We start from the raw sequence: 24,636 nt of genomic DNA, 5'->3' as shown, positions 1-24,636 counted from the left end.
TGCGCCCCTGCAAAACTACAAAGACATATTGCTGCCCGTCATGCGGGCGGCTTTCTTAAAGATACCTGAGCCAGACGTAGACGCTCGAAATCGCGATGGAGAGCGTCATAAGCGGCAGAGCGATCTTCATGAAGCTGATGAAGGAGATGGGCTTGCCGCGCTGCGCCGCCATCGATGCGACGACGACGTTGGCCGAAGCGCCGATGAGCGTTCCGTTGCCGCCGAGGCAGGCGCCGAGAGCAAGAGACCACCATACGGGGTCGAGGTTCGTCATGCCCATCTGTCCCATATCCTGAATGAGCGGGATCAGCGTCGCGACAAACGGGATATTGTCGATGAAAGCCGAAGCATAGGCGCTCATCCAGAGGATGAGCATCGCCGTCGCCGTGAGGTCGCCCTGCGTGATGCGAATTGCTTCCTCGGCGAGCATCTTGATGACGCCCGTCTCGACAAGCGCGCCGACGAGGATGAAGAGTCCCGCAAAGAAGAAGATGGCGAGCCACTCGACCTTCGAGAGCACCTTCGCGATCATCGCTTCCTTCTGCGGGAAGCTGATCAGGAGCAGGAGCCCGGCGCCCGTCATGGCTGCCGTAGCCGTATCGAGATGGAGCTGCCCGTGCAGTACGAAAAGGCTGATCGTGACGGCCAGGGCAAAGAGGCATTTCTTCAAGAGGCGCGGATCGACGATCTGGCTCTTTTCATCGAGCTGCATGACCTTTTCGCGCAGGTCATCCGTCGTATGAAGCTTCTTGCCGTAAATAAGGATCAAAATGGCAATCGTCACGAAGAAGATCAGGACGCAGATGGCGGAAAGATTCGCGATGAAGTCCATGAACTGCAGGCCGACGGCGCTGCCGATCATGATGTTCGGCGGATCGCCGATCAGAGTTGCCGTACCGCCGATGTTCGAGGAAAGAATCTGGGCAATCAGGAAAGGCTTGACGTCGACGTTAAGCTGCTTCGTGATGCTGAAGGTGATCGGCACGGTCAGAAGAACCGTCGTCACGTTATCGAGAAGAGCCGAGCAGACAGCCGTCAAAGCTGCCAGTGCGACGAGCAGGGAAATCGGCTTCGCCTTGACCTTCTTGGCGGCCCAGATGGCAAGATAATTGAAGAGTCCCGTTTCGCTCGTGATGTTCACGATGACCATCATGCCCATCAAAAGGCCGAGCGTATTGAAGTCAATGTGGTGGATCGCCGTTTCCTGGCTGATGATGCCGAGGAGGATCATCAGCATGGCGCCGCAGATGCCGATGATCGTGCGGTGGATTTTCTCCGAGATAATCAGTGCATAGGCGGCAACGAAGATTACGATGGCAACGATTGTGCTTGTTTCCACTGGTTACACTTCTTTCTTCATAAAATTTCAAGAATCCGTACTTAGCAGTTTTCATGTAAGGACGGCGCACAATGTCCACAGTGTGGACGTTTATGCGCGCAAATTATTCATAACAGCAGGCGCCCGCCCATAAAAGGCCGCCTCACCTTCCTTTCGTTTCCCGTGGGGTCAAGACGACGGCATCGTCCACGCGCTTGACCTCTAAGCGATAATCCTTTATTCCCGCAGCAAAGAGATCGAGCTTCAGCTGCAGGAGCTCCTTGCCGAGTTTGTCGAGCAAATCCGGCGTAAGCGCCGCACGTGAAAGGCCGTCCTCTTTTTCCCGCAGGGCATGACGGCGCTTTTTTTCCTCCTCGGCTTCCGCCTGTAGGAATCGATCCTCCAGTGTCGCTTTTTCTTCATAGCCCCGGAACATATCCTTGTCGGAAAGTCCCTTTGGTATCTTGCCCATATTCGCTACCCCTTTGCCTTGCCCCAGGAATCCTTGAGCCCAACGACGCGGTTGAATACGAGCCGCCCCTTTTCCGTGTCCTTGTCCACGACGAAATAGCCTGTGCGCAGGAACTGGTAATGCGTTCCTTGAGCCGTGCGCGCAACGCTCGGCTCAATCTTTGCGTTCTCGATGACCTCAAGCGAGCGGGGATTCAGCGAGGCGATGAAGTCTCCCGCCGGCTCGCTCTCTTCCTCCGTCTTCAGCAGATAATCGTAGAGGCGCACCTCAGCGTCAAGAGCCTCCCCGGCAGAAACCCAGTGCAGCGTCCCCTTGACCTTGCGGCCTGCCGCCGCACCGCCCGACTTCGATTCGGCATCGTAGGTGCAGCGAAGCTCCACGACTTCGCCGGCCGCATCCTTGACGACTTCCTCGCATTTGATGATATAGGCATGTTTCAGGCGAACCTCGCCGCCCGGCCGCAGGCGGAAGAATTTCTTCGGCGGGTCTTCCATAAAGTCCTCGCGCTCGATGTAAAGCTCGCGTGAAAACGGCACATAGCGATGGCCGCCGCGCGTCGGATGGTTCTCCGCCAAAAGCTCTTCCGTCTGCCCCTCGGGATAGTTCGTCAGCACGATCTTCAGCGGATGCAGCACCGCCATGACGCGCCCGGCGTGCTCGTTGAGATCCTCCCGCACGCAGTGCTCGAGCATGGCCACATCGACCGTGCTGTTTGCTTTCGCGACTCCGATGCGCTCGCAGAAGTCGCGGATGGCCGCCGGCGTATAGCCGCGCCGCCTGAGCCCCGAGATGGTCGGCATACGGGGATCATCCCAGCCGCGCACATGGCCTTCTTCAACGAGCTGGCGCAGTTTGCGCTTGCTCGTGATGGTATTCGTGACATTGAGGCGCGCGAATTCGATCTGGCGCGGCCGCGTATTGCTGTCGAACCCCAGCGCCTCGAGGAGCCAGTCGTAAAAGGGACGGTGATCCTCGAATTCCAGCGTGCAGAGTGAATGCGTGATGTTTTCTATGGCATCCGACAGGGGATGCGCAAAATCGTACATCGGGTAGATGCACCAGGCCGTTCCCGTGCGATGATGCTCCGTATGCGCAATGCGGTAGATGACGGGATCACGCATCGTGATGTTCGGTGAAGCCATATCGATTTTCGCCCGCAGAACATGGCTGCCGTCGGGGAATTCGCCCGCCCGCATGCGCCGGAAGAGCGCCAGGCTCTCCTCCGAACTGCGGCCGCGGCAGGGGCTTTCCTTCCCCGGCTCCGTCAAAGTGCCGCGATAGGCGCGGATTTCATCCGCCGTGAGATCGTCGACGTAGGCCAAGCCCTTCTCGATGAGCGTACAAGCATATTCGTAGAGCTTTTCAAAATAATCCGAGGCATAGTAACGACGATCGCCCCAGGAAAAGCCCAGCCATTTGATATCCTCCTGTATGGAGTCGACATACTCCACGTCCTCCTTGACGGGGTTCGTGTCGTCAAAGCGCAAATTGCAAAGACCGGCGTACTTCTCCGCCGTGCCGAAGTTCAGGCATATCGACTTTGCATGGCCAATATGCAGGTAGCCGTTCGGTTCGGGGGGGAAACGCGTATGGATGCCGTCCGGATATTTGCCGGCTCTCTTGTCCTCCTCAATTGTATTGTAGATAAAATTCGAGGCCGTCGTCATGTCTGCCATAATTGCTGCTCCTTCTGCGGCGCGCCTTGCGGCTCGCGCCCCGCCGCCTGCGGCGAAAAATCTAATGCTCTTCTATTCGCGGCGAAAGGCAAAAATTCCTTCCCCTGCGGCGAATTTTCACTTCTTTATTTCGATTTTATCTTCTTTTGCGCATTTCTCCTCCACATAAGTGAGGAGCCGCTGAACGCCCAGCTCTAAACGCGGCGTCTCAGGCAAATGCGCGATGATATCCCGGATATAGCCGCGCTCCCTGACGCGCCGCAGGGTCCAGCTGAAATTCACGTCGTAGACCCACATGAGGCGCACAAGCTTGCGGTCGTCCAACGTGCGTATTTTCGTGTAGTCCACCTGCTCGCCCGCAATAAACTTCTCCAGAAAGTCGGGACTGATGCCGCTGCCGTCCGGCGGGGCGAGAAAAGGCCGCAGGACACGAAATATATCGAGCTTATCCACATCGCGCAGGAGCCTAGCAAAGAGCAGCTGCCGCGCATCCTCTGTCGGCGCGATCTCCTTCTTGTTGTGGTTCAGGATCGCAAAGCGGACGAGCTCCGCATCTTCCGGGGAAAGTCTCGGCAAGAAGGGCAGCTCTGCAAGCACCTTGAGGCCCAAAGCCGCATGATCTTCCGACTCGGCGTCGTTGAACGTACGGTAGAGCGTGAACTGGCGAAACCGCCCCACATCGTGAAAAAGCCCCATGATCTCAGCAAGATCCGCATCATGCCCCGTCAAGCCCAAATGCTTCGCCAGATCCTTGGCAATGGCCGTCACATAGCCCGTATGCACTTCCTTCATGCGTATCGCCTGCTGAATCTCCGCATCCTCTGTATAGAAGGACTTCATATAGTCCCGCATCCAAGCGTGCATTTCCCGCAGCAATTCCTCCAAAAGCCGCCCCTCCTTTCAGCATGCCTCTGCAAAAGTGAACATGTGTGCAATGAAACCATTATACTACGTATGCTTTTATTTTCCTACAAAAAAATACATGCCCGCCGCATTGCTTTGCGGTGGACATGTATTTTTAAAGCAAAACCGATTATTTATCGTAGGACGTCTTCGTTGCATCGAGACGCGCGATGGCGCGGCGCAGAGCGGCTTCGGCGCGTTGGAGATCGATCTCCTTCGGCTCCGAGGCGCTGCGGAATGCGTTGATGCGTTCCTTGGCACGCTGGTAAGCGCGCTGGGCGCGGTTGATGTCGATGTTGATCGGCTCTTCGGCTGCGGAGGCCAGTACCGTGATCTTTTCCGGCTGCACCTCCATGAAGCCGCCGGAGACGGCGATAAGCTCTTCGCGGTCGGGGAACTTCACATGCATGGCATGGGGCAGAAGCCCCGTGACAAGCGGTGCATGATGCGGCAGGATGCCGAGCTCACCGCCCGTCGAGCGCACGATGAGCATGGCGATGTCGTCGCTGTAGACGACCCTGTCCGGAGAGACAATTTCGAGCTTGATAGAAGCCACGAATCATCCCTCCTTTTTGATCTTGTCCGCTTTTTCGATGACCTCGTCGATGTTGCCGACCATGTAGAACGCGTTCTCAGGCAGATCGTCATACTTGCCTTCAAGAATTTCCTTGAAGCCGCGAATCGTTTCCTTCAGCGGCACATACTTGCCGGGCGAGCCGGTGAAGACCTCGGCGACGGCAAAGGGCTGCGACAGGAAGCGCTGAATCTTGCGCGCACGCGCAACGGTGAGCTTGTCCTCGTCGGAAAGCTCCTCCATGCCGAGGATCGCGATGATGTCCTGCAGTTCCTTGTACTTCTGGAGCACCGCCTGGACGCCGCGCGCGACTTCATAGTGCTCCTCGCCGATGACGTTCGGATCGAGGATGCGCGAGGTGGAATCCAAGGGATCGACGGCGGGATAGATGCCGAGCTCGGCGATCTGACGCGAAAGAACCGTCGTCGCATCGAGATGCGTGAACGTCGCGGCCGGCGCAGGGTCGGTCAAGTCATCGGCAGGCACATAGACGGCCTGAACCGACGTGATCGAGCCCTTCTTCGTCGAGGTGATGCGCTCCTGCAGAGCGCCGACGTCCGTCGTCAATGTCGGCTGATAGCCAACGGCGGAAGGCATGCGGCCGAGAAGAGCCGAAACCTCGGAACCCGCCTGGATGAAACGGAAGATGTTGTCGATGAAGAGCAGCACGTCCTGCCCCTGCACATCACGGAAATACTCCGCCATCGTCAGCCCTGTCAGGGCGACGCGCATACGCGCTCCCGGCGGCTCGTTCATCTGGCCGTAGACGAGCGCCGTCTTGTCGATAACGCCCGACTCCGTCATTTCCGACCAGAGATCGTTGCCCTCGCGGGTACGTTCGCCGACGCCGGCGAATACGGAGTAGCCGCCGTGCTCAGTCGCGATGTTGTGGATGAGCTCCATGATCAGAACCGTCTTGCCGACGCCGGCGCCGCCGAAGAGACCGATCTTGCCGCCTCGGGAATACGGTGCGATGAGATCGACGACCTTGATGCCCGTCTCGAGGATCTGCGTCGACGTCTCCTGCTCGTCGAAGGCCGGAGCCGGACGATGAATCGGCCAGAACTCCTTGTTGCCGACGGGCGCGGGATTATGATCGACCGTCCTGCCGAGCACGTTGAAGACGCGGCCGAGGCACGCGTCGCCGACGGGAACCTTGATCGGCGCGCCCGTATCTTCCGCTTCCATGCCGCGCATCAGGCCGTCCGTCGAGCTCATGGCGATGCAGCGCGTCACGCTGTCGCCGAGATGCTGCATGACTTCGACGACGAGATCGAGCTCGATGTCCTCCACCTTGCCCTGAATCGTGATGGCATTGAGGATGGCCGGCAGCTCGCCCGCCGGGAATTCAATATCTACGACAGGTCCGATGACCTGTACCACTTTACCTTTAGCCAATGCTAAACCTCCTTACTTCAAGGCTTCCGCGCCGCCCACGATTTCGGTGATCTCACGGGTTATGCCAGCCTGGCGCACTTTGTTGTAGTGCAGGTCGAGTTTACGGATAAGCTCTTCGGCGTTGTCTGTAGCGTTGCTCATCGCATTCATGCGGGAGCTCAATTCGCTCGCAGCAGACTGCAGCAGAGCCGCATAAACCGTTGTCACCAAATACTGCGGCAGAAGGAAGCCGAGAACCTCCTCGGCAGATGGCTCATAGATATACTCCGCCTGGGGGCCTTCCTTCACCTCGCCGAGCCCTGCAAAGGGCAGCAGCTGCATCGTTTCCGGCACGCAGTTGATGGACGAGATGAAGCGCGTGTAGACCATGTGAATTTCCTTGATGCCGCCTTCCGTGAAACGGCGCGTCAGCGCACCGGCAATCGTGCGCGCCTCCTCGTATGTCGGACGCTCGCTGATGCCGATGTAGGAATCGACGACATCAAAATTCCTATGCTTGAAATGATCCCGCGCCTTGCGCCCCACAGTCACAAGCTCCGTCCTGGACTTGTCCTCGACGAGGCTTGCGACAAGCTTGAACACATTGCTCGAGTAGGCGCCGGCCAATCCCTTGTCGGCGGCGCAGACGAGATAGAGCGTCTTGCCGTCCGGATGGGTCTCCAGGAGCGGATGGCTGAAATCACCGGCATTCGCGGCGATATCCTGGACGACCTGCGCCATTTTCTCGGCATAAGGCCGGTTGTTCGTCGCTGCATCCTTGGCGCGGCGCAGCCTTGAGGTCGCGATCATGTTCATAGCGTTCGTGATCTGCTGGATGCTTTTTACGCTCTTGATCCTTCGGCGTATATCCTGCAAGCTAGCCAAAATCAATCACCTCGCTATTACTCTTTGACCCTGTAGGAAATCGTCTCCTTGAACTCCTCGATGCACTTCTTGATTTCAGCCTCGAGGGCGTCATCAAGCTTTTTCTGCTCGGCGATTTTTTTGCCGACATCGGCATGGCTCGAGTGCATGAACTTGATGAAATCCTCCTGGAACTTGACGACCTTCTCGACGGGAATATCGACGAGGAAGCCGCGCACGGCCGTAAAGAGCACGAGAACCTGGTCCTCCACGGCGAGAGGCGAGTACTGCGGCTGCTTCAGCGTCTCGACCATGCGCGCACCGCGGTCGAGCTGCTCCTTCGTCGCCTTGTCGAGATCCGAGCCGAACTGCGCGAAGGCAGCGAGCTCGCGGTACTGGGCAAGGTCGAGGCGCAGCGTGCCCGCGACCTGCTTCATGGCCTTGATCTGGGCCGAGCCGCCAACACGCGAGACCGAAAGGCCGACGTTGATGGCCGGGCGGATACCCGAATAGAAAGCATCCGTCTCAAGCATGATCTGCCCGTCGGTGATGGAGATGACGTTCGTCGGGATATAAGCGGAAAGGTCGCCTGCCAACGTCTCGATGACCGGCAGGGCTGTGATGGAACCTGCCCCGAGCTCGTCGGAAAGCTTTGCCGCACGCTCCAAAAGGCGGGAGTGCAGATAGAACACATCGCCCGGATAGGCTTCACGCCCCGGCGGACGACGCAGGAGAAGCGACATCGCGCGATACGCTGCGGCGTGCTTCGTCAAATCATCATAAACGCAGAGTGCATGGCCGCCCTTGTACATGAAGTACTCGGCCATGGCGACGCCCGCGTACGGCGCAAGATACTGCAGCGGCGCGCTGTCCGCAGCCGTAGCAGCGACGACGATGGAATACTCCATGGCGCCCGCATCCTCAAGCGTCTTGACGACACGCGCGACCGTCGATGCCTTCTGGCCGACAGCGACATAAACGCAAATGCAGTTCTGCCCCTTCTGGTTCAGGATCGTATCGACGGCAATAGCCGTCTTGCCCGTACCGCGGTCGCCAATGATGAGCTCGCGCTGTCCGCGGCCGATCGGCACAAGGCCGTCGATCGCCTTGAGCCCCGTCTGCAGCGGCTCATGAACGGACTTCCTGTCCGCGATGCCCGGTGCGGAGAACTCGACGGCGCGATGCTCTGCCGCCTGGATGGGGCCTTTGCCGTCGATCGGACGCCCGAGAGCGTCGACGACGCGGCCGACCATATTCTCGCCGACCGGCACCTGCATGATCTTCTTCGTGCGCTTGACCGTAGCGCCTTCCTTAATTTCCGTATCGCCGCCCAAAACAACGGCGCCGACATCGTCCTGATCGAGGTTCAGGGCAAGACCGTATACATCATTGCCGAAATCGAGCAGCTCGCCTGCCATGGCTTTCGTGAGGCCGTGGATATGGGCGATGCCGTCACCGATCTCGATAACAGTGCCAACGTCATCGACGTTCAGATCGACATTGTAGTTCTTGATCTGATCTTTGATGATGGCTGTTATTTCTTCCGGATTCATCTTCATGTTATGCTGTCACCCCAATTTCTCACTTGTTCGCCAGTATCTCAGCGCGCAGAGCCGCAAGGCGTCCGTTCACACTGCCGTCGATGCGCTTGTCGCCGATCTGGGCGATCGCGCCGCCGATGATGGATTCGTCCACATGCCTGCGCAGCTGAACTGTGCGTCCCGTAGCCTGCTGCAGCTTCTGCCGCAGGAGTTCCTCCAGCTCGCCTGTCAGCGGCATTGCCGTCGTGATATCCGCGACAACGATGCCCTGCGCCTTATTGGAAAAGTCCTGATACTGGGCATCGATGGTCTCCAGGAGCTCCATGCGGTGCTTTTCGATCAAGAGCATGATGAAATTAAACATATTCGGGGAAAGCTCGCCCTCAAAAATCTTTTTGAAAAGCGCTTTCTTCGCCTCGGGCGGCACCTGCGGATTCGTTGCAAAGCCCTTGAGCGTCGGTTCGCCAAAAACGGCGTCCGTCACTTCCGCAAGCTCCCTGCCGTATTCCGTAAGCTTGTTCTCATCCTGGGCAATCTCGAAAATCGCCCGCGAATACTTTTTTGCCAGTTGCAGATTCAGCATGGGAAATCACCCAGCTTTTCCTGCCCGAGCCTTTCGGCAAACTCGGCAATCAGATGCTCGTTTGCCTTTTCGTCGAGATTCTTCTGGATGACCTTGCTCGCAGCCGCCATCGAAAGCGCGACGACCTGGCTCCTGAGCTCTTCCGCTGCAGCGCGGCGCTCGCGCTCGATTTCTTCCTGGGCAGACTTCTTCATCTGCTCGATCTCGCGCTTCGTCTTCTCGACGCTCTGCTCGCGTTCCTCATCCGCCTGGCGCGAGGCCGAATCGAGGATGCCCTGGGCCTTGAGCCTGGCGCCGTCAAGCTGATCCTGATACTCCTTCTTGAGCGCTGCCGCCTTCTCCACATCCTCGTCCGCTTTGGCGAGGCTCATTTCGATCTTCGCCCGGCGCTCTTGGAGCATCTTGACGATCGGTTTATAGGCAAAAGCGCGAAGCAGCACGACAAGGATCAGGAAGTTCAGGATCTGAGCCCAAAGGGTCGAATTTATATCTATCAATTTGCTGTACCCCCTTTTCTGCTATACAGCAGCCTTACGGCGCCATTTATTTCGTCAGAAGCGGGTTCGCATAGAGCATGATCAGGGCAACAACCGTCGCGATGATCGCCATAGCCTCGATCAGGCCGACGGAAATCAGCGTGTTCGTGAAGAGAGCGTTCTTTGCCTCAGGCTGGCGCGTGATACCCTCGATGAAGCGAGCCGTTACAAGACCGTCGCCAATGCCGGCGCCAATCGCCGCAAGACCCATCGTAATACCTGCACCGATCAAAGCGGCTGCTACCATAATCGCGTTTTCCATGAAAAATTGCCTCCTTAAAGTACATTACAAAAACAGAAAGAAACCATCCCCGTCACTCTCAATGCTCCCCGCCTGCGCGGAGGACCTCCGCCGCATCGAGCAGGGAACCGCCCTCGCTCATGGCGTTGGCGTCGTGTCCATGATCTTCTCCTTCGCTTGCATGGAAGGAATTCGACAGATACGCTATCGAAAGCATTGTGAAAATGACGGCCTGCACCATACCGATGAAGATACTGAAAGCAAGCCAGAGGACGGACGGCACAGGCATCCAGATCGGCAGCAGCTTCAGCAGGATGATGATGAGTATCTCGCCTGCGAGGATGTTGCCGAATAGACGAAAGGCCAGAGTAATGGGCTTCGCCAACTCCTCGATGATGTTGAGGATGACGAAGACGGGCGTTGGCTGGAAGAAGTGCTTGATGTACTTCATGCCTCCCATGCAGAGTCCCAGTCCATGCACCAAGACGACGACAAAAAGAGCGAGCCCCAAAGTGGTGTTCAAGTCATTCGTCGGCGACGCCATCTTCGGCACGAGGCCGATCCAGTTGGAAACCAAGAGAAACAGGAACAGCGTGATGATCATGGGTGCGAGCCAGCGGCCTTTCGGTCCGAGGGTCGCGTCCATCTGCTCATGCAGCCACACAACGACCATCTCCAGCACATTCTGCCAGCCCGAGGGAATGAGCTTTAAGTTGCGCGTCGCGAGAATCGCGATGAGAAGGACGATGGCCATGGTGATCCATGTCATGATCAAGGTTTCCTCATTGAAGGTCATGCCGGCGAACTGAATAACTTCGCGAACACCGATTTCATGCATGTTTAACAACCTCCCTTTCGGATGAATCTCGGGAAATCGCCGATGGACTCGGCTTTTCCCTGAAAGCGCGGACAGAAGAAAATCTCAATCCGCCTTTTCCTTATCAGTACCGCGCAGGGCAAGCAGCATGATGTGGAGCATCGTCACGACGTAGCAAACGGCAAAACCCGATACCACCGTGAAGAACACCTCCGTCGAGATCTGCACCGCAGCCCAGAACACAAAAAAAATCGTGCCGAGCCGCAGGAAAAATCCCAGCCGCATCTCGCGTTTGGCGCGTTCGACGGTCAGCGTTGTGCTGCGCCATGTGCGCCAGATGAGATTCCACAAACAGACCGCCGCCGCCGCATAGCCGATGAGCCATGCGCCAATGAGACCTGCACGTCCGCCGGCAGCGAACGAAACGAGTGCCATGAGCGCAAAGCCAAGAAGCCACGCAGCGAGCCGCTTCGCGTATACCGATAAAACTTCCCTCACATATTCCTCCTTCAGCGGCAAGACCGCCGGGGTACGAATATCCACTTTTTTTGCAGCCATCACAAAAAGGAACGGCTGCAGCCATTTATCTTCTTCGACAAGGAGTTCTTTTTCCCTGCCGAAAAGCGGCCAAACGCCTGTGAAATTAGAAATAAATTAAGCCCATGCCGGACCTCGCAGCCCTTCCGCAGCGAATACGATAGAAAGGTGAGAAGCCCGAAAAGCAATCCATAAGTTATATATATCGCAATATAACGCGTAGATAAGTTTCCGTTATGCTTCCCTGCAAGGAAAACTGCCGGGCAGCAATCGCCGGGCAGTCGGCTCGTACTTTCTCATTGCAGCACGCCTTCCATCATTTCAAAAAACAAATGCTCCCGCTTCACGCCTGCGCTTTCAAGCGCTGCCTGCCAGCCGTTCTCGTAACCGATCGCGGCGCCTTTCTCTAGGCCCCGCTCGTAGCAGTCGCCCGCATAATTCATCATAAAATCCATGGCGGCGGCGACAATCGCGCGAACATCTTCCTCCGGCATCCTCGCACCGCCAAAAATACGGTTGAGTTCACCCGCAAAGGAGAGATATTTCTCCAAGGTCTGCTTCTTCCCATCCCGCAGCGAAAAAACAACGGCATCCTCCATGACGCCACACCTCCTCTTGCCACAGAAATCCGCAAAGCTTCTATATGCGACGTTATGCCCATATATCGCAAGAAAGGAGAAATAACTTAAATCACCTCTAAGGTCTTCCTGAGAAAATTTTAGCACATCGTAATAAAAAAAGCAAAACTTTTTCCTAGTCCAAAGAAGATTTTAACGCATCTTCCTAATCTGACGGTAAACAGAGAAGATAGCCGCGGGGAACCCGAGCAAAATACCTACAAAAGTCCCTTTATGTCCTAAGACGAAATATTCATCCGCTGCCCTGCCCAGATAGATGAAAATGCCGAGCACAGCGCAGAAAAAAATGCCGATCCCGCTGAGAAAAAGATATGCATCCAGTGCCTGGCGCAAAGCGCCCTTTTCCTTCGGCGGCATTTTTTCCCCGCTCATGGCCATTCCCTTCCGCCGGGCTTTCGGCCCGTCATGAAGCGCTGAATACGTCGGGCCTTGCCTCTGCCAGACCCGCATGGTAAAGGACGGCTTCGACTATGCGGCGCGCAGCCTCGCCGTCACCGTAAGGATTGCAGGCCTCACTCATACGGTTGTAGGCAGCCGCATCCGACAAAAGCCGCCGCGCCTCCGCATAGACGCGATCCCGGTCCGTGCCAACGAGGCGAACCGTTCCCGCCTCCACCGCTTCCGGGCGCTCCGTCGTATCGCGCAGCACGAGCACCGGCTTACCGAGAGCCGGAGCCTCTTCCTGTACACCGCCCGAATCCGTCAATATAAGATGCGAGCGTGCCATGAGATTCGCGAACGGCTCGTAATCGAGCGGGTCGATCAAATGGACGCGCTCGAGCCCGCCGAGTTCCTCAGCCACAACCTCGCGCACCTTGGGATTCTTGTGCACGGGGAAAACGGCCTCCACATCGGGGAATTCATGGACAAGATCCTTCAGCGCCTTATAGACGTGGCGCATGGGCTCACCGAGATTTTCACGGCGATGCGTCGTCACGAGCACGATTCGCCTTGTCTTGTAATCCATCCCGTCGAGAAGGCCGTCCTCGAAGCAGAAATCCTCGCGCACCGTCGCCTGCAAGGCGTCGATGACGGTATTGCCCGTCACGAAAATATCCTTTTCCGCCACGCCCTCGGCCAGCAGGTTTTTCTTCGCCGTCATCGTCGGTGCGAAATGAAGATCTGCCACAGCCCCTGTGAGCTTCCGGTTCATCTCCTCCGGGAACGGCGAATACTTATTGTGCGTGCGCAAGCCCGCCTCCACGTGGCCAACCGGAATCTGGTGGTAATAGGAAGCGAGCGCCCCGACAAACGTCGTCGTCGTATCGCCGTGCACAAGCACGATATCCGTCTTTTCCTTGGAAAGCACCTCGTCCAGCCCCAGAAGAGCCTTCGTCGTGATATCAAAAAGCGTCTGCCCCCGCGCCATGATATCAAGATCATAATCCGGCGCAATGGAAAAAAGGGAAAGAACCTGGTCGAGCATCTCTCGATGCTGCGCCGTCACAGCGACGACAGGCACAATCTCCGCATGCTTTTTGAGTTCGAGCACAATCGGCGCCATCTTGATGGCTTCCGGGCGCGTACCAAAAACCGTCATCACCTTGATCTTTTTCATGCTATCGTTCTCCTCCCCGTCAAAAGCATATTATGCAGATAAAATGGGCAAACGTCCGCTTTGCAGACACGACGCACCGCCCTTACACGAAAGAGGGACAAGGCAGCCCGTGTCCGCCTTGCCCTCAAGGGATTGCCGCCCTCAGTGCGTCTGGGCAGAATCATTCATATGGAAGATGCCGATCTTCTTCGCGCCGAAAAGCACGGAAACGACTACACCAAAAACAATCAGCAGGGCAATGCCGCCGGAAACCTCCGTCAAAGCAACAGCACTGAGCCCCAGAAGCGCACTGATGATGTACATGAGAAGCACGGCCTGACGCTGCGTGAAGCCGAGATCGAGCAAACGGTGGTGCAGATGACCCTTGTCCGGCTTGAAAATCGGCACGCCGCCGCGATAACGGCGCACAATGGCAAACGTCGTATCCATGATGGGCAGGCCAAGCGCCAAAATCGGCACGATGAGCGCAATCGTAGCCGCGCTCTTCACCGCACCAATGATGGATATGCCCGCCAGCATGAAGCCGAGGAACATACTGCCCGTATCGCCCATGAAAATCCTCGCGGGATTGAAATTATAAAAGAGAAATCCGAGCGCCGAACCCGCGAGGGCCGCCGTCAGTATGGCGACGAATGCATACCCTTCCTGCAAGGCCACGAGACAGATGGTGACGGAAGCGATCGTCGCGACACCGGCTGCCAGGCCATCGAGGCCGTCGATGAGGTTCACCGTATTCGTCAGTCCCACGATCCAGAATACCGTCGCCGGGATCGCCAGATATTCAAGGTAAAAATAATCCCCAAACGGGTCGGTGATGAAATCAATGCGCACATCAAAAGCGACAAGCACACAGGCACAGGCGATCTGCCCGAGAAGCTTCACCTTCGCAGGCAGGTTCCGGTAGTCGTCGACCAGCCCCAGAAGAACAATGAGGGAGCCGCCCGCCACAAGACCTGTGAGCTCGTTCAATACATCGCTCGAAAGATCCGCATAGGCCATGACGGAAAGCATCGCCGCCATAAAAGCGACGTAAATGCCGACGCCGCCAATCCGGGGAATCGGCTTCTTATGAACCTTGCGCACATCCGGCGCATCGAGCGCCCCTGTTTTTTCCGCAAAAAAAATGACCGCCGGCGTCACAGCAACCGCAACGACCATAGCGACAAGGAACGCCAAAACATGATTCGGCATCAAAACCAGCACCCCTTTTATGCTCTATGCGTCCGCACATCTTACCAACGCATCCATACAACTCAATACCATCCGTATTTCATCAACACCATTATTCTACCATGAAAGCCCAAGAAGTCAAGCCGAAGGCGTAGACTGATTGGCTGCTTTCATGTAAGGAGGCTGGACATATGTACAGCAAACCTCCAAAGCAAAACAATTCACCAAAGTACGGCAAGCCTCTCTTACCTATGCAGCATCGAGGCTTCCAAGCTGAACATATGTCCAGCGAGTTTACCATGAAAGCCCAAGAAGTCAAGCCGAAGGCGTAGACGGATTGGCTGCTTTCATGTAAGGAGGCTGGACATATGTACAGCAGGCCTCCAAAGCAAAACAATTCACCAAAGTACGGCAAGCCTCTCTTACCTATGCAGCATCGAGGCTTCCAAGCTGAACATATGTCCAGCGAGTTTACCATGAAAGCCCAAGAAGTCAGGCCGAAGGCGTAGACTGATTGGCCGCCCCACCCAAAAGCCCGCCGGCGTTTGATGCCGGCGGGCTGGATCTGCCTCCTATTCTCTTTTCAGTCGCCCGGCTCGATCAGGGCGTACTTGCCATCCATACGACGATAGACAACATTGATTTCCTCGGACGCGGAATTGCGGAACACAAAAAAGTTGTGGTTCAAGAGGTTCATCTGCATGATGGCCTCCTGCGCATCCATCGGCTTGACGACGAAACGCTTCGTCTTGACGAGCGGGAACTCACCTTCTTCTTCCTGCACGGGAATGGCGCCCGTCTGCTGCACGGCCTCAGCTTTGAAGCCGCCGCCGCGGAAACGCTTGGCCAGGCGCGTCTTCTGCTTGCGGATCTGGCGCTCGAGCTTCTCAACGACGAGGTCGATGGAGGTGTACATATCCATCGTGGCTTCCTCGCCCCGGAGGAGCACGCCGCCCGGGATGGGCACAGTGACTTCTACGATATGGCGTCCCTTGGAAACCGTGAGGAGCACCGAGATATCGCCCACCTCGTCAAAGTATTTCGTGATTTTGCCGACACGTTTTTCGACGTAATCCTTGAGCGACGGGGTAATCTCGATATTCTTGCCTCGTACCGTGAATGTTGCCATAGTGACATGTCCCCTTTCCTGTTTCTTCTGCTGTATATATTCTCTATCCGTCGTCGAAACCCTTCTTTTGGAAGGGGTTTTCTGAAAATTTTCGCGAAGGCAAAGGCACTCCGGCAGGCAGGGGAATCACGGCATGTCCGGGCGCGCAAACAAAAGAACCGACCCCCGCAGGAGCCGGTTTTTGCCAAACATTTTCAGGAAACGCCGAAGCGATCGGTTTTCCTCAGGCAGTCTTCACGACGTTCGAAGCCTGCGGACCGCGTGCGCCTTCGACAATCTCGAATTCAACGTCCTGTCCTTCGGCCAGCGTCTTGAAGCCATCGCCCTGGATCGCAGAGAAATGGACAAAAACATCATCGCCATCTTCCCTCTCGATGAAACCATAGCCCTTTTCTGCGCTGAACCATTTGACCTTACCAACCATAGTAATTCCTCCTGTTTCTTTTTGTACTGCAGAACCGCGCCTGATACTCACGCACTTTTATTATATCCCCTGCACCCCGATATGTCAACGACAGCGGCAAAAATGGCCGCGGGCAAAAAAACTTCCAGCCCATTTTCCCATGCCAATCCCACCAAAGACAGACAAAAGGCGCATCGAACTTCCGTTCCGCTGCGCCTTCCGTCCCGCTCACCGCTCCGGCGGATCTTCATAAAACCTTCGAGAGGAAATTTTTTGTTCTTTCCTCCTGCGGATGCTCGAAAACTTCCTTCGGTTCCCCCTGCTCGATGATGCGTCCATCGTCAACAAAGAGCAGGCGGTCGCCAACTTCACGCGCAAAGCCCATCTCATGCGTGACAATGACCATCGTCATGCCCTCGTCTGCAAGAGAGCGCATGACATCCAGAACCTCCTTGACCATCTCAGGGTCAAGAGCGCTCGTCGGCTCATCAAAAAGCATGAGGCGCGGCTTCATCGCCAAAGCCCGCGCAATGGCAACGCGCTGCTGCTGCCCGCCCGAGAGCTGTTCCGGGTAGGCGTTGGCCTTGTCCGAGAGCCCGACTTTTTCAAGGAGCGCACGCGCCTCCTTTTCCGCCTCTTCCCGCGGCATCTTTCTGACCTTTTTCGGTGCAAGCGTGATGTTGTCCAAGACGGTCATATGAGGAAAGAGGTTGAAGCGTTGGAAGACCATGCCAACCTCAGCGCGAATCTTGTTGATGTCCGCACCCGACAGTTCCTTGCCGTCGATGGCAATGCTCCCCGCGGTCGGCACATCGAGATAGTTGATGGAGCGAAGGAGCGTGGACTTGCCGGAACCGGACGGGCCGATGATGACGACGACTTCTTTTTCCGCAACCTCAAGATCGATGCCCTTCAATACGGCATTCTCACCGAAGGCCTTGCAAAGTCCCTTAATGCTTATCATCGATTTTGAACCTCCGTTCCAGGAACGCCACGAGGCGTGAAATCGAAAGTGTCATGACGAGATAGATGACGGCAACGCACGGCCAGATTTCCAAGGAGCCGTAGGTGCGGGCAATGATCAGCTGTCCGCTCCTCGTCAATTCCTCGAAGCCGATGACGGAAACAAGGGAAGAATCCTTGAGAAGCGCGATGAACTCATTGCCGATCTGCGGAATGACGCGTTTGACGGCCTGCGGCAGGATGATGTGCCGCATCGTCTGGATCCATGTCAGACCGAGAGAGCGTCCCGCCTCCATCTGTCCCTTATCAATCGATTGGATTCCCGAGCGGAAAATCTCGGCGACATACGCGCCGCTGTTGATGCTGCAAGCCGTGATCGCTGCAAAAAGCGGGTCGACGCGCTGTCCGGAAATGACCGGCAGCGCGAAGTAGATCAGGAAGATCTGCACCAACAGAGGCGTGCCGCGCAAAAAATCGATGTACGCCATCGCCAGAAGCCGCAGCGGCTTCGCCTGGGAAATGCGCGCGACGCCGACGATCAGACCTATGACAACACCGAGCGCGACCGAAATCGCCGTGATCTTTATCGTCACAAGCGCGCCCAGGAGAAGGATCGGAAAAGAGCTTGCCACCAGGTCGAAATCAAAATTCATGCCTGCACCTCATACCTCGCCGTCAATCCGCTTTTTTGCCAAACCACTTCTGATAAATCTCGTCGTACTTGCCGTTTTCCTTGAGCTTCTTCAAGGCTTCGTTGACCTTCTTCTGAAGTTCCTGGTTGTCCTTCGACATCGCGATGCCGTAGTCCTCCGACGTCAAAAGCTCGTTCACGACGCGCACATCCGTCTCACCGCTCTTGGCGATGTAGTAATCGTTGACGGGGCGGTCGTTGACGACGGCCTGCACGCCGCCGGCCTTCAGCTCAAGGAAGGTATCCGCCGAGCTGTTGAGCTCCTTGACATGGATATCCGGGTTCTTCTTCACTTCTTTGGCGCTCGTCGTGCCGATCTGTACGGCGACCGTTTTGCCCGCAAGGTCCTTGAAGCCGTTGATGTCATTGTTGTCCTTCTTGACGACGATCGTCAGGCCGGACTTATAGTAAGGTTCGGAAAAGAGCACGTTTTTCTTGCGCTCGTCATTGATCGTCATACCCGAGATGGAAACGTCGATATTCTTCGAGGCAAGCGCAGGAATCAAGCCGTCGAAATTGATGTTCTGGATCTCGGCCTTCATGCCCATCTCCTCGGCGACGGCACGGATGAGATCCATATCGAAGCCTTCATATTCCTTGCCATTCTCGCTCTGGAACTCAAACGGAGCAAAGTCTGCATTCGTGCCGACGCGCAGCGTCTTCGACGCGCTGCCCGAATCCCCCGAACCTCCGCAGCCGGCGACGGCAAACGATGCTGCTGCCAAAAGACCGACAGCACCGAGCAGCATTTTCCTGATTTTCATGAAAACCCCTCCCAATAATTGCAATGCTTACATAAAGAAGAAGCCCGGGATGCCCCGAGCCTTTCCGCATCGTATAACATTATAGCACAGAATTCCCCCTGTGCAAATATCAATTCCGCGGCATGGCAAGGCGCAAGGCCTCTGCGAGCGTAGCCGCGCCGTAAAGCTCAATGCCCTCGATCCCCTTGAGCCGCTGCGCGTTCTTTTGCGGCAGAACAGCAGACGTAAAGCCGAGTTTTGCCGCTTCCTTGAGCCTTACATCGGCCTGCCCCACGGCGCGGACCTCCCCTGAAAGCCCGACTTCACCGAACACGATGGTTTTCGGCCGCACAAGACGATTGGCAAAGGACGAGGCCATGGCGACGGAGAGCCCGAGATCACAGGCTGGCTCATCAATCTTGATGCCGCCCGCTACCTTGACATAGACGTCACAGGCGCCGATCGGCAGCTTCACCCGTTTTTCAAGAACGGCCAGCAGGAGCTGGATGCGCTTGACATCGACGGAATCCGCCGTGCGCCGGGGCGGCATATAGGGCGTCTCAGCCACAAGCGACTGGATCTCTACGAGCAGCGGGCGCGTGCCCTCGACCGTCGGCACGACGACCGTGCCGCTGTCCGGCTCCCTGTCCGAAAGGAAGAGCTTCGAGGCGTCGGGAACATCGGCAAGCCCCGTATCGCGCATCTCGAAGAGGCCGAGCTCGTTCGTACTGCCGAAGCGGTTCTTCACGGCACGCAAGACGCGGAACTGCGCACTGCGCTCCCCCTCGAAATAAAGTACGGTATCGACGATATGCTCAAGAACGCGCGGCCCCGCAAGCGTCCCGTCCTTTGTGACATGGCCGACGACAAAGGCCGCCTTCCCTCCCGTCTTGGCAAGGCGCAAAAGCTCCACGGCGCACTCGCGCACCTGGCTCACGCTTCCCGGCGCGCTCGCGATATCGGGACGAAAAACCGTCTGGATGGAATCGATGATGAAAAGCGCCGGCTCCAGATCCCGGATATGTGCCGCGATGCGTTCCAGATTCGTCTCACTGACGACGAAGAGCCCGTCTGCGATCGCCCCGAGACGGTCGGCGCGCATCCGGATCTGGCGCGTGCTCTCCTCGCCCGTCACGTAGAGGACACGTCGTCCCGCACGCGCGATATCCGCCGCAGCGCGCAGCGTGATACTCGACTTCCCGACGCCGGGATCACCAACGATCAGCACCATGGATCCCGGTATCACACCACCGCCCAGGACGCGGTCAAGTTCGCCCGACCCCGTCCGGAAGCGCGGCATATCCTCGACGGCAACATCGCCGACGGCCAAGGGCTTCGCTCCATCAGAAAGGCCCAGGCGGAGGCCGTCCCCGCCCGGGCTTTCGGATACGCTTTCCTCCACCAGGGTGTTCCATGCACCGCAGCCCGGGCATTTGCCAAGCCACTTGGGCGTGTCGTAGCCGCATTCCTGGCAGACGAAAACCGTCTTTCTTTTCTTTGCCAAAACCTATTCGCCCCTCCCCGTTGCCCCGTTCCTTTCGCCAAGCGCCAACCGCAGCAAAAATCGCAGCAAGGAGTGCAGGAGCCAAACGATGCTCCAGCACGCGTTGAGGAAAAAGTTGAGGATCGCAGCCGTTCCATGCGGCGCAAGCTTATTGCGCCGCATGGACGGCCTTCGCCTTCTTCGGCTTCGCACCGGCCGCAGCCTTCTTGGCGCCTTTCTTCACAAACTCCAGCCTGTCGGCAGTCTTCTTGACATAAATGGTATCGCCGCGCCCGAATTCGCCCCGCAGCAAACGCTCGGCGATTTCATCCTCGACCAGCTTTCGTATGGCGCGCTTCAACGGCCGCGCTCCGTATTTGAAATCCATGCCGCGCTCCACGAGTTTCGCTTTCGCGGCGGGACTGATGGAAAGCGCCATTTCCTTCTCCGCAAGGCGCGCCTCCACTTCGCGCAGCATGATATCGACAATCTTCAGAAGCTCTGCCTTCCCCAGCGGACGGAACACGAGCATCTCGTCGACGCGGTTCAGAAATTCAGGCCGGAAAGCGCGCTTGACTTCCTCAAAAACGCGCTTCTTTCCCTTGCTGTAGGCATCGCCCAAGGATTCCAGCCCCGTCGTGAAGCCAAGTCCGGTCGACTGCCGGAGGTAATCCGAGCCCGTGTTCGAGGTCATGATGATGACCGTATTCTTGCAGTCGACCGTGTGGCCTTGATTGTCTGTCAGACGCCCGTCGTCCAGAACCTGCAGCAGCACGTTGAAAAGATCGGGATGCGCTTTTTCCACCTCATCGAGCAAGATGATGGAATAAGGATGGCGCCGCACCGCTTCCGTCAGCTGCCCGCCTTCCTCGTAACCCACATAGCCCGGCGGTGCGCCGACGAGCCGGGAGACCGTATGCTTTTCCATATACTCCGACATGTCAAAGCGGATGATGGCGTCCTCCGACCCGAAAAGACATTCCGCCAGGGCGCGTGCAAGCTCCGTCTTGCCGACGCCCGTGGAACCGAGGAAAAGGAAGGAGCCGATCGGGCGCTTCGGGTCCTTGAGCCCGGCGCGCGCCCGACGCACAGCCTTCGAAACGGACGTCACGGCCTCCGCCTGCCCGACGACACGCGCGGCAAGGATTTGCTCGAGGTGCAGCAGCCGTTCCGATTCCTTCGCGGCGATCTCCTTCACGGGAATGCCCGTCCAGAGACCGACAGCCTCGGCGATATCATCCGCCGCCACAGTGACCTCCTTCATCTCGCGCTTTTCCCAATGCTCCTTTGCTTGGGCGAGCTCCTCCTTCGCCGTTCCCTCCGCATCGCGCAGCTTGGCTGCACGCTCGTAGTCCTGCAGCTTGATCGCCGCTTCCTTCTCACCGCCGAGCTTTTTCAGCTTCTCCTCCAGACGTTTGATCGACGTCGGCAGGGAAACCGTCCTCATGCGCGCCTTTGACGCAGCCTCGTCCATGAGATCGATGGCCTTGTCCGGCAGACAGCGGTCGGGAATGTAACGGTGGGAAAGGCGCACGGCTGCATCCACAGCCTCATCCTCGATCTTCGCGTGATGAAACTCCTCATACTTCGCACGCAGGCCATAAAGGATTTTCTTGGCTTCTTCCGTGCTCGGCTCCTCGACAAGGATGCTCTGGAAGCGGCGTTCGAGCGCCGAATCCTTTTCGAGATATTTCTTGTACTCCTTCAAGGTCGTCGCGCCGATGACCTGCACTTCGCCGCGTGAAAGGGGCGGCTTCAGAATATTCGCGGCATCAAGTGCGCCTTCAGCCGCACCTGCGCCGACAAGCGTGTGCATTTCGTCAACGAAGAGGATGACATTGCCGCTCCGCATCACTTCATCGATAATGCCCTTGAGGCGTTCCTCGAACTCACCGCGGTACTTCGCGCCGGCGACAAGCGAGGCCATCGGCAGCGAGACGATGCGCTTCTTCTGCAGCAGATGCGGCACAGAGCCCTGGACAATGCGCGCGGCAAGCCCCTCGGCGACAGCAGTCTTGCCGACGCCGGGCTCGCCTATGAGAATCGGGTTGTTCTTCGTGCGCCGCGAGAGAATCTGCACGACGCGCTCGATTTCCTTTTCCCGCCCGACCACCGGATCAAGCTTTCCGTCCCGCGCCATCTGATTGATGTCACGGCCAAACCGGTCGAGCAGCGGCGTATTTTCGCCGTTTGCCGAAGGTGCAGGCTGCCGCCTGCTGCGCCGCGCAGGAAATTCACTCCCCGGCCCCTCCTGCGTGCCGCCGAGCATATCAATGACCGTAGCGCGCACGATGTCGAGATCGGCGCCGAGAGAAATCAGGACGCGCGACGCCACGCTCCCATTCTCTCCGATGAGGCCGAGCAGAATATGCTCCGTGCCGATATAGCTGTGCCCGAACGAGCGCGCCTCCTCGACGGCCAGCTCCATAACGCGTTTCGCAGGTTCCGTGTAATACGAAGCCTGCACGCCCTTGCTTCCTTCCGCCTCAAGCATGTCTACGACGCGTCTGCGCACATGATCGAGGTCAAGCCCCAAAAAGCGCAGCGCCTTCGCTGCAATGCCCTCCCGCTCGTGCAGAAGCCCCAGCAGGATATGCTCCGTGCCGATGTAATGCTGCTCAAGCTCCTGCGCCTCATACTGCGCGAACTCCAGCACCTTGATTGCACGGTTCGTAAACCGATTCGTCATAGAAAATTCCACCTTTATTTCCGTGCAGCCGGCACAAGAAGAACCGTACGCTGTCTCAATCCGTGTTCCCCAGAATTTGCCGGACAATCTCCGCTCTCTTTCTATCTATTTCATTCTTCGACATGTTCTCGTTTCCTGCTATGGCGCAAAGATAATTTGTCCGGCTCGCAAGCAGGACGTCGCCGAAGATGCCCGCATCGACGCCTTCAACAATGCCGAGGTCGATCCCGAGCCGCACTCGGCTCAAAAGAGCCAGTGCCTCGCCGCCGTCGAGGCTGCGCGCATAGCGCAGAACGCCGTAGGCACGCCAGACCTCGTCCTCGATCCTGTCCTTCTGATAAAGCAGCAGGGCCTTCCTCGCCCGTCTCTCCTGCGCAACGATCTCACCGACGGCCATGCGCAGGTTGTCGATGAGTTCCTTTTCCGTCAGGCCGAGGGAAAGCTGGTTCGAGATGCGGTACATATTGCCGACGGTCTCCGTGCCCTCGCCGTATATGCCGCTGACGGCCAGGCCGATCTGCGGCGAAACATTGATGATATTGCCGATATTCTCCGTGTAGACGAGCCCGGGCAGATGGAGCATGACCGAAGCTTTCAGCCCCGTACCGACATTCGTCGGGCAGCTCGTCAAATAGCCCATTTTTTCGTCAAAAGCAATGTCAAGCTGAGCCTCGAGAACATCATCGATGCGGGACGCCTTGCCAAACGGCGTCTCGAGATCCAGTCCGGCGGCCATCGCCCGGATGCGCAGATGATCCTCCTCGTTCACAAGGATGCTCATGCACCTGTCATTGCTGATAAACGCGCTGCGGCAAGTGGAATTTTTAAGGAACTTCCGGCTCACAAGATGCTTTTCCACGAGCACATTTTTCTCCAAGGACGTGCACTGTGCCATATCGACGCGGTCAAACGGCTCCTCCATGGCCTCTTCCACATCGCCCAAGGCAGAGGCGGCCCGTTCCGCCACCTCGGCGAGCTGGCTGACATCCGCGCGGTTCGGGAAAGGGATTCTCTGGATATTGCGCGCAAGGCAGATGCGGCTTGCCAGAACAACATCGCTGTCCTTGCCGCTCGGTTCGAGCCAGGCGAGATGATGCCCAGAAAAAAGCTCTTCCTTCGCCATCACGCCTCCCCCTTTCCCTTGCCGGCTCCATCACCCGTTTCCACTCCGCCTGCCTCCTCGGCCGCCAGCCTTGCCTCGAGCTCACGTATCTTGTCACGGCATTCCGCCGCTTGCTCATAGGCCTCGCTTGCCACCGCCTCCTTCTGGCGAACGCGCAAAAGCCGGATCTGCTGCTTGATTTCCAATGCGCCTCCCGTCCGATGCGGAATCTTGCCTCGATGGACCATCGTCCCGTGGATGCGGCGCAAAAGCGGCTTGAGCGCCTGCCGAAACGTCTCGTAGCAAACGCTGCAGCCAATCTTTCCCATCTGCCGAAAATCATGGTAGCTCATCCCGCAGTTCGGGCAGACAAGAGAGGAGGCCTCCTCCTCCCTCTCCGCCTTCTCCTCGTTCGGTGCCCCCTCCTGCATATTCTGGATCACACCGCGCAAAAAATCGCTGACCGAATAATCGCGGTCATCCAAGCCGGCCATTGCCCGACTGTACTTTGCAGCACAGCTCTTACAGAGGTTCATCTCCGAACTGCCTTCCCTCGTAAGCTGCACGATATGGACGCAGGCTTCTTTCTTCTTGCAATCATCACAAAGCATAACGATATCCTTCCGTA

The 24,636-nt window shown here is 57.3% G+C and carries 27 protein-coding genes; 1 reads left to right on the top strand and 26 read right to left on the bottom strand.

Going from position 1 to position 24,636, the window contains the following annotated elements:
- Window positions 1-55: 55 nt before the first annotated feature.
- The 17 genes from ACRTGH_RS07920 to ACRTGH_RS07840 all read right to left on the bottom strand — a co-directional run bounded on the left by ACRTGH_RS07920 (window position 56) and on the right by ACRTGH_RS07840 (window position 14,826).
- Window positions 56-1,339, bottom strand: a complete 1,284-nt coding sequence (locus ACRTGH_RS07920) for an ArsB/NhaD family transporter (protein ID WP_368846425.1) — start codon at window positions 1,337-1,339, stop codon at window positions 56-58.
- A gap of 142 nt (window positions 1,340-1,481) precedes the next feature.
- Window positions 1,482-1,790, bottom strand: a complete 309-nt coding sequence (locus tag ACRTGH_RS07915; protein ID WP_368846426.1) for a hypothetical protein — start codon at window positions 1,788-1,790, stop codon at window positions 1,482-1,484.
- A 5-nt stretch (window positions 1,791-1,795) separates the two neighbouring features.
- Entirely contained in the window at window positions 1,796-3,466 is a 1,671-nt protein-coding gene (locus ACRTGH_RS07910; RefSeq protein WP_368846427.1) for a glutamine--tRNA ligase/YqeY domain fusion protein, read from the bottom strand.
- 117 nt (window positions 3,467-3,583) lie between these two features.
- The gene (locus ACRTGH_RS07905) at window positions 3,584-4,351 is read right to left on the bottom strand and encodes an HD domain-containing protein (protein WP_368846428.1); all 768 of its coding nucleotides are present in this window, start codon (window positions 4,349-4,351) and stop codon (window positions 3,584-3,586) included.
- Between the two features lie 148 nt (window positions 4,352-4,499).
- Window positions 4,500-4,925, bottom strand: coding sequence for a F0F1 ATP synthase subunit epsilon (locus ACRTGH_RS07900; protein WP_368846429.1), 426 nt, complete (start codon window positions 4,923-4,925; stop codon window positions 4,500-4,502).
- Between the two features lie 3 nt (window positions 4,926-4,928).
- Window positions 4,929-6,341: a F0F1 ATP synthase subunit beta gene (gene atpD / locus ACRTGH_RS07895; RefSeq protein ID WP_368846430.1), complete on the bottom strand. Its 1,413-nt coding sequence runs from the start codon at window positions 6,339-6,341 to the stop codon at window positions 4,929-4,931.
- A 12-nt stretch (window positions 6,342-6,353) separates the two neighbouring features.
- Entirely contained in the window at window positions 6,354-7,205 is an 852-nt protein-coding gene (atpG, locus tag ACRTGH_RS07890; protein ID WP_368846431.1) for an ATP synthase F1 subunit gamma, read from the bottom strand.
- Window positions 7,206-7,222: 17 nt separating this feature from the next.
- Window positions 7,223-8,743, bottom strand: coding sequence for a F0F1 ATP synthase subunit alpha (gene atpA, locus ACRTGH_RS07885; RefSeq protein WP_368846432.1), 1,521 nt, complete (start codon window positions 8,741-8,743; stop codon window positions 7,223-7,225).
- A gap of 22 nt (window positions 8,744-8,765) precedes the next feature.
- Window positions 8,766-9,308 carry an ATP synthase F1 subunit delta gene (gene atpH / locus ACRTGH_RS07880; protein ID WP_368846433.1) on the bottom strand — a complete coding sequence of 181 codons (543 nt, stop codon included), beginning with the start codon at window positions 9,306-9,308 and terminating at the stop codon, window positions 8,766-8,768.
- A complete protein-coding gene (gene atpF / locus ACRTGH_RS07875; protein WP_368846434.1) occupies window positions 9,302-9,805 on the bottom strand; it encodes a F0F1 ATP synthase subunit B in 504 nt (167 codons plus the stop codon). Before atpF ends, atpH begins: the two co-directional genes overlap by 7 nt.
- A 46-nt stretch (window positions 9,806-9,851) precedes the next feature.
- On the bottom strand, window positions 9,852-10,106 hold the full coding sequence (gene atpE / locus ACRTGH_RS07870) for a F0F1 ATP synthase subunit C (RefSeq protein WP_006191010.1): 255 nt from the start codon (window positions 10,104-10,106) through the stop codon (window positions 9,852-9,854).
- Window positions 10,107-10,164: 58 nt separating this feature from the next.
- Window positions 10,165-10,923, bottom strand: coding sequence for a F0F1 ATP synthase subunit A (gene atpB, locus ACRTGH_RS07865; protein ID WP_368846435.1), 759 nt, complete (start codon window positions 10,921-10,923; stop codon window positions 10,165-10,167).
- A gap of 84 nt (window positions 10,924-11,007) precedes the next feature.
- The gene (locus ACRTGH_RS07860; RefSeq protein ID WP_368846436.1) at window positions 11,008-11,400 is read right to left on the bottom strand and encodes an ATP synthase subunit I; all 393 of its coding nucleotides are present in this window, start codon (window positions 11,398-11,400) and stop codon (window positions 11,008-11,010) included.
- Between the two features lie 335 nt (window positions 11,401-11,735).
- Window positions 11,736-12,038 (bottom strand): hypothetical protein, encoded by a 303-nt coding sequence (locus ACRTGH_RS07855; protein WP_368846437.1) that lies wholly within the window; start codon window positions 12,036-12,038, stop codon window positions 11,736-11,738.
- Between the two features lie 171 nt (window positions 12,039-12,209).
- Window positions 12,210-12,449 carry an AtpZ/AtpI family protein gene (locus ACRTGH_RS07850; protein ID WP_368846438.1) on the bottom strand — a complete coding sequence of 80 codons (240 nt, stop codon included), beginning with the start codon at window positions 12,447-12,449 and terminating at the stop codon, window positions 12,210-12,212.
- 31 nt (window positions 12,450-12,480) lie between these two features.
- Complete coding sequence (gene wecB / locus ACRTGH_RS07845) at window positions 12,481-13,635, bottom strand: non-hydrolyzing UDP-N-acetylglucosamine 2-epimerase (RefSeq protein ID WP_368846439.1); 1,155 nt, start codon at window positions 13,633-13,635, stop codon at window positions 12,481-12,483.
- 141 nt (window positions 13,636-13,776) lie between these two features.
- Window positions 13,777-14,826, bottom strand: a complete 1,050-nt coding sequence (locus tag ACRTGH_RS07840) for an MraY family glycosyltransferase (RefSeq protein ID WP_368846702.1) — start codon at window positions 14,824-14,826, stop codon at window positions 13,777-13,779.
- 170 nt (window positions 14,827-14,996) lie between these two features.
- Between ACRTGH_RS07840 and ACRTGH_RS07835 the strand changes: the two genes are divergently transcribed.
- A complete protein-coding gene (locus tag ACRTGH_RS07835; RefSeq protein ID WP_368846440.1) occupies window positions 14,997-15,137 on the top strand; it encodes a hypothetical protein in 141 nt (46 codons plus the stop codon).
- Between the two features lie 251 nt (window positions 15,138-15,388).
- On the opposite strand, the gene hpf is transcribed toward ACRTGH_RS07835, so the two are convergent.
- The 9 genes from hpf to ACRTGH_RS07790 form a co-directional block, all read right to left on the bottom strand.
- The gene (gene hpf / locus ACRTGH_RS07830; RefSeq protein ID WP_368846441.1) at window positions 15,389-15,934 is read right to left on the bottom strand and encodes a ribosome hibernation-promoting factor, HPF/YfiA family; all 546 of its coding nucleotides are present in this window, start codon (window positions 15,932-15,934) and stop codon (window positions 15,389-15,391) included.
- Window positions 15,935-16,157: 223 nt separating this feature from the next.
- Window positions 16,158-16,358: a cold shock domain-containing protein gene (locus ACRTGH_RS07825; RefSeq protein WP_368846442.1), complete on the bottom strand. Its 201-nt coding sequence runs from the start codon at window positions 16,356-16,358 to the stop codon at window positions 16,158-16,160.
- Between the two features lie 226 nt (window positions 16,359-16,584).
- Entirely contained in the window at window positions 16,585-17,301 is a 717-nt protein-coding gene (locus ACRTGH_RS07820; RefSeq protein WP_368846443.1) for an amino acid ABC transporter ATP-binding protein, read from the bottom strand.
- Window positions 17,288-17,953 (bottom strand): amino acid ABC transporter permease, encoded by a 666-nt coding sequence (locus tag ACRTGH_RS07815; RefSeq protein ID WP_368846444.1) that lies wholly within the window; start codon window positions 17,951-17,953, stop codon window positions 17,288-17,290. Before ACRTGH_RS07815 ends, ACRTGH_RS07820 begins: the two co-directional genes overlap by 14 nt.
- Window positions 17,954-17,975: 22 nt before the next feature.
- A complete protein-coding gene (locus tag ACRTGH_RS07810) occupies window positions 17,976-18,755 on the bottom strand; it encodes a basic amino acid ABC transporter substrate-binding protein (protein ID WP_368846445.1) in 780 nt (259 codons plus the stop codon).
- 109 nt (window positions 18,756-18,864) lie between these two features.
- On the bottom strand, window positions 18,865-20,238 hold the full coding sequence (radA, locus tag ACRTGH_RS07805; protein WP_368846446.1) for a DNA repair protein RadA: 1,374 nt from the start codon (window positions 20,236-20,238) through the stop codon (window positions 18,865-18,867).
- 148 nt (window positions 20,239-20,386) lie between these two features.
- A complete protein-coding gene (locus ACRTGH_RS07800) occupies window positions 20,387-22,906 on the bottom strand; it encodes an ATP-dependent Clp protease ATP-binding subunit (protein ID WP_368846447.1) in 2,520 nt (839 codons plus the stop codon).
- A 55-nt stretch (window positions 22,907-22,961) separates the two neighbouring features.
- A complete protein-coding gene (locus ACRTGH_RS07795; protein ID WP_368846448.1) occupies window positions 22,962-24,029 on the bottom strand; it encodes a protein arginine kinase in 1,068 nt (355 codons plus the stop codon).
- A complete protein-coding gene (locus ACRTGH_RS07790; protein ID WP_368846449.1) occupies window positions 24,029-24,619 on the bottom strand; it encodes a UvrB/UvrC motif-containing protein in 591 nt (196 codons plus the stop codon). The genes ACRTGH_RS07795 and ACRTGH_RS07790 overlap by 1 nt, the downstream gene beginning before the upstream one ends.
- Between the last annotated feature and the right edge of the window lie 17 nt (window positions 24,620-24,636).

Source organism: Selenomonas oralis (assembly GCF_051603425.1).
GTDB lineage: Bacteria > Bacillota > Negativicutes > Selenomonadales > Selenomonadaceae > Selenomonas > Selenomonas sputigena_A.
Note: the sequence above shows the minus strand (reverse complement) of the source record. Positions and strands in the feature narration are given on the sequence as shown.

Coding starts and splice junctions, on each gene's coding strand:
- ACRTGH_RS07855 (WP_368846437.1), bottom strand. CDS start 12,038: ATGGAGGATGCCGTTGTTTTTTCGCTGCGGGATGGGAAGAAGCAGACC.
- ACRTGH_RS07795 (WP_368846448.1), bottom strand. CDS start 24,029: ATGGCGAAGGAAGAGCTTTTTTCTGGGCATCATCTCGCCTGGCTCGAA.
- ACRTGH_RS07910 (WP_368846427.1), bottom strand. CDS start 3,466: ATGGCAGACATGACGACGGCCTCGAATTTTATCTACAATACAATTGAG.
- ACRTGH_RS07835 (WP_368846440.1), top strand. CDS start 14,997: ATGTACAGCAAACCTCCAAAGCAAAACAATTCACCAAAGTACGGCAAG.
- hpf (WP_368846441.1), bottom strand. CDS start 15,934: ATGGCAACATTCACGGTACGAGGCAAGAATATCGAGATTACCCCGTCG.
- atpA (WP_368846432.1), bottom strand. CDS start 8,743: ATGAAGATGAATCCGGAAGAAATAACAGCCATCATCAAAGATCAGATC.
- atpB (WP_368846435.1), bottom strand. CDS start 10,923: ATGCATGAAATCGGTGTTCGCGAAGTTATTCAGTTCGCCGGCATGACC.
- ACRTGH_RS07790 (WP_368846449.1), bottom strand. CDS start 24,619: ATGCTTTGTGATGATTGCAAGAAGAAAGAAGCCTGCGTCCATATCGTG.
- atpH (WP_368846433.1), bottom strand. CDS start 9,308: ATGCTGAATCTGCAACTGGCAAAAAAGTATTCGCGGGCGATTTTCGAG.
- atpE (WP_006191010.1), bottom strand. CDS start 10,106: ATGGAAAACGCGATTATGGTAGCAGCCGCTTTGATCGGTGCAGGTATT.
- ACRTGH_RS07825 (WP_368846442.1), bottom strand. CDS start 16,358: ATGGTTGGTAAGGTCAAATGGTTCAGCGCAGAAAAGGGCTATGGTTTC.
- ACRTGH_RS07815 (WP_368846444.1), bottom strand. CDS start 17,953: ATGAATTTTGATTTCGACCTGGTGGCAAGCTCTTTTCCGATCCTTCTC.
- ACRTGH_RS07800 (WP_368846447.1), bottom strand. CDS start 22,906: ATGACGAATCGGTTTACGAACCGTGCAATCAAGGTGCTGGAGTTCGCG.
- ACRTGH_RS07850 (WP_368846438.1), bottom strand. CDS start 12,449: ATGAGCGGGGAAAAAATGCCGCCGAAGGAAAAGGGCGCTTTGCGCCAG.
- ACRTGH_RS07840 (WP_368846702.1), bottom strand. CDS start 14,826: ATGCCGAATCATGTTTTGGCGTTCCTTGTCGCTATGGTCGTTGCGGTT.
- wecB (WP_368846439.1), bottom strand. CDS start 13,635: ATGAAAAAGATCAAGGTGATGACGGTTTTTGGTACGCGCCCGGAAGCC.
- ACRTGH_RS07915 (WP_368846426.1), bottom strand. CDS start 1,790: ATGGGCAAGATACCAAAGGGACTTTCCGACAAGGATATGTTCCGGGGC.
- ACRTGH_RS07820 (WP_368846443.1), bottom strand. CDS start 17,301: ATGATAAGCATTAAGGGACTTTGCAAGGCCTTCGGTGAGAATGCCGTA.
- ACRTGH_RS07810 (WP_368846445.1), bottom strand. CDS start 18,755: ATGAAAATCAGGAAAATGCTGCTCGGTGCTGTCGGTCTTTTGGCAGCA.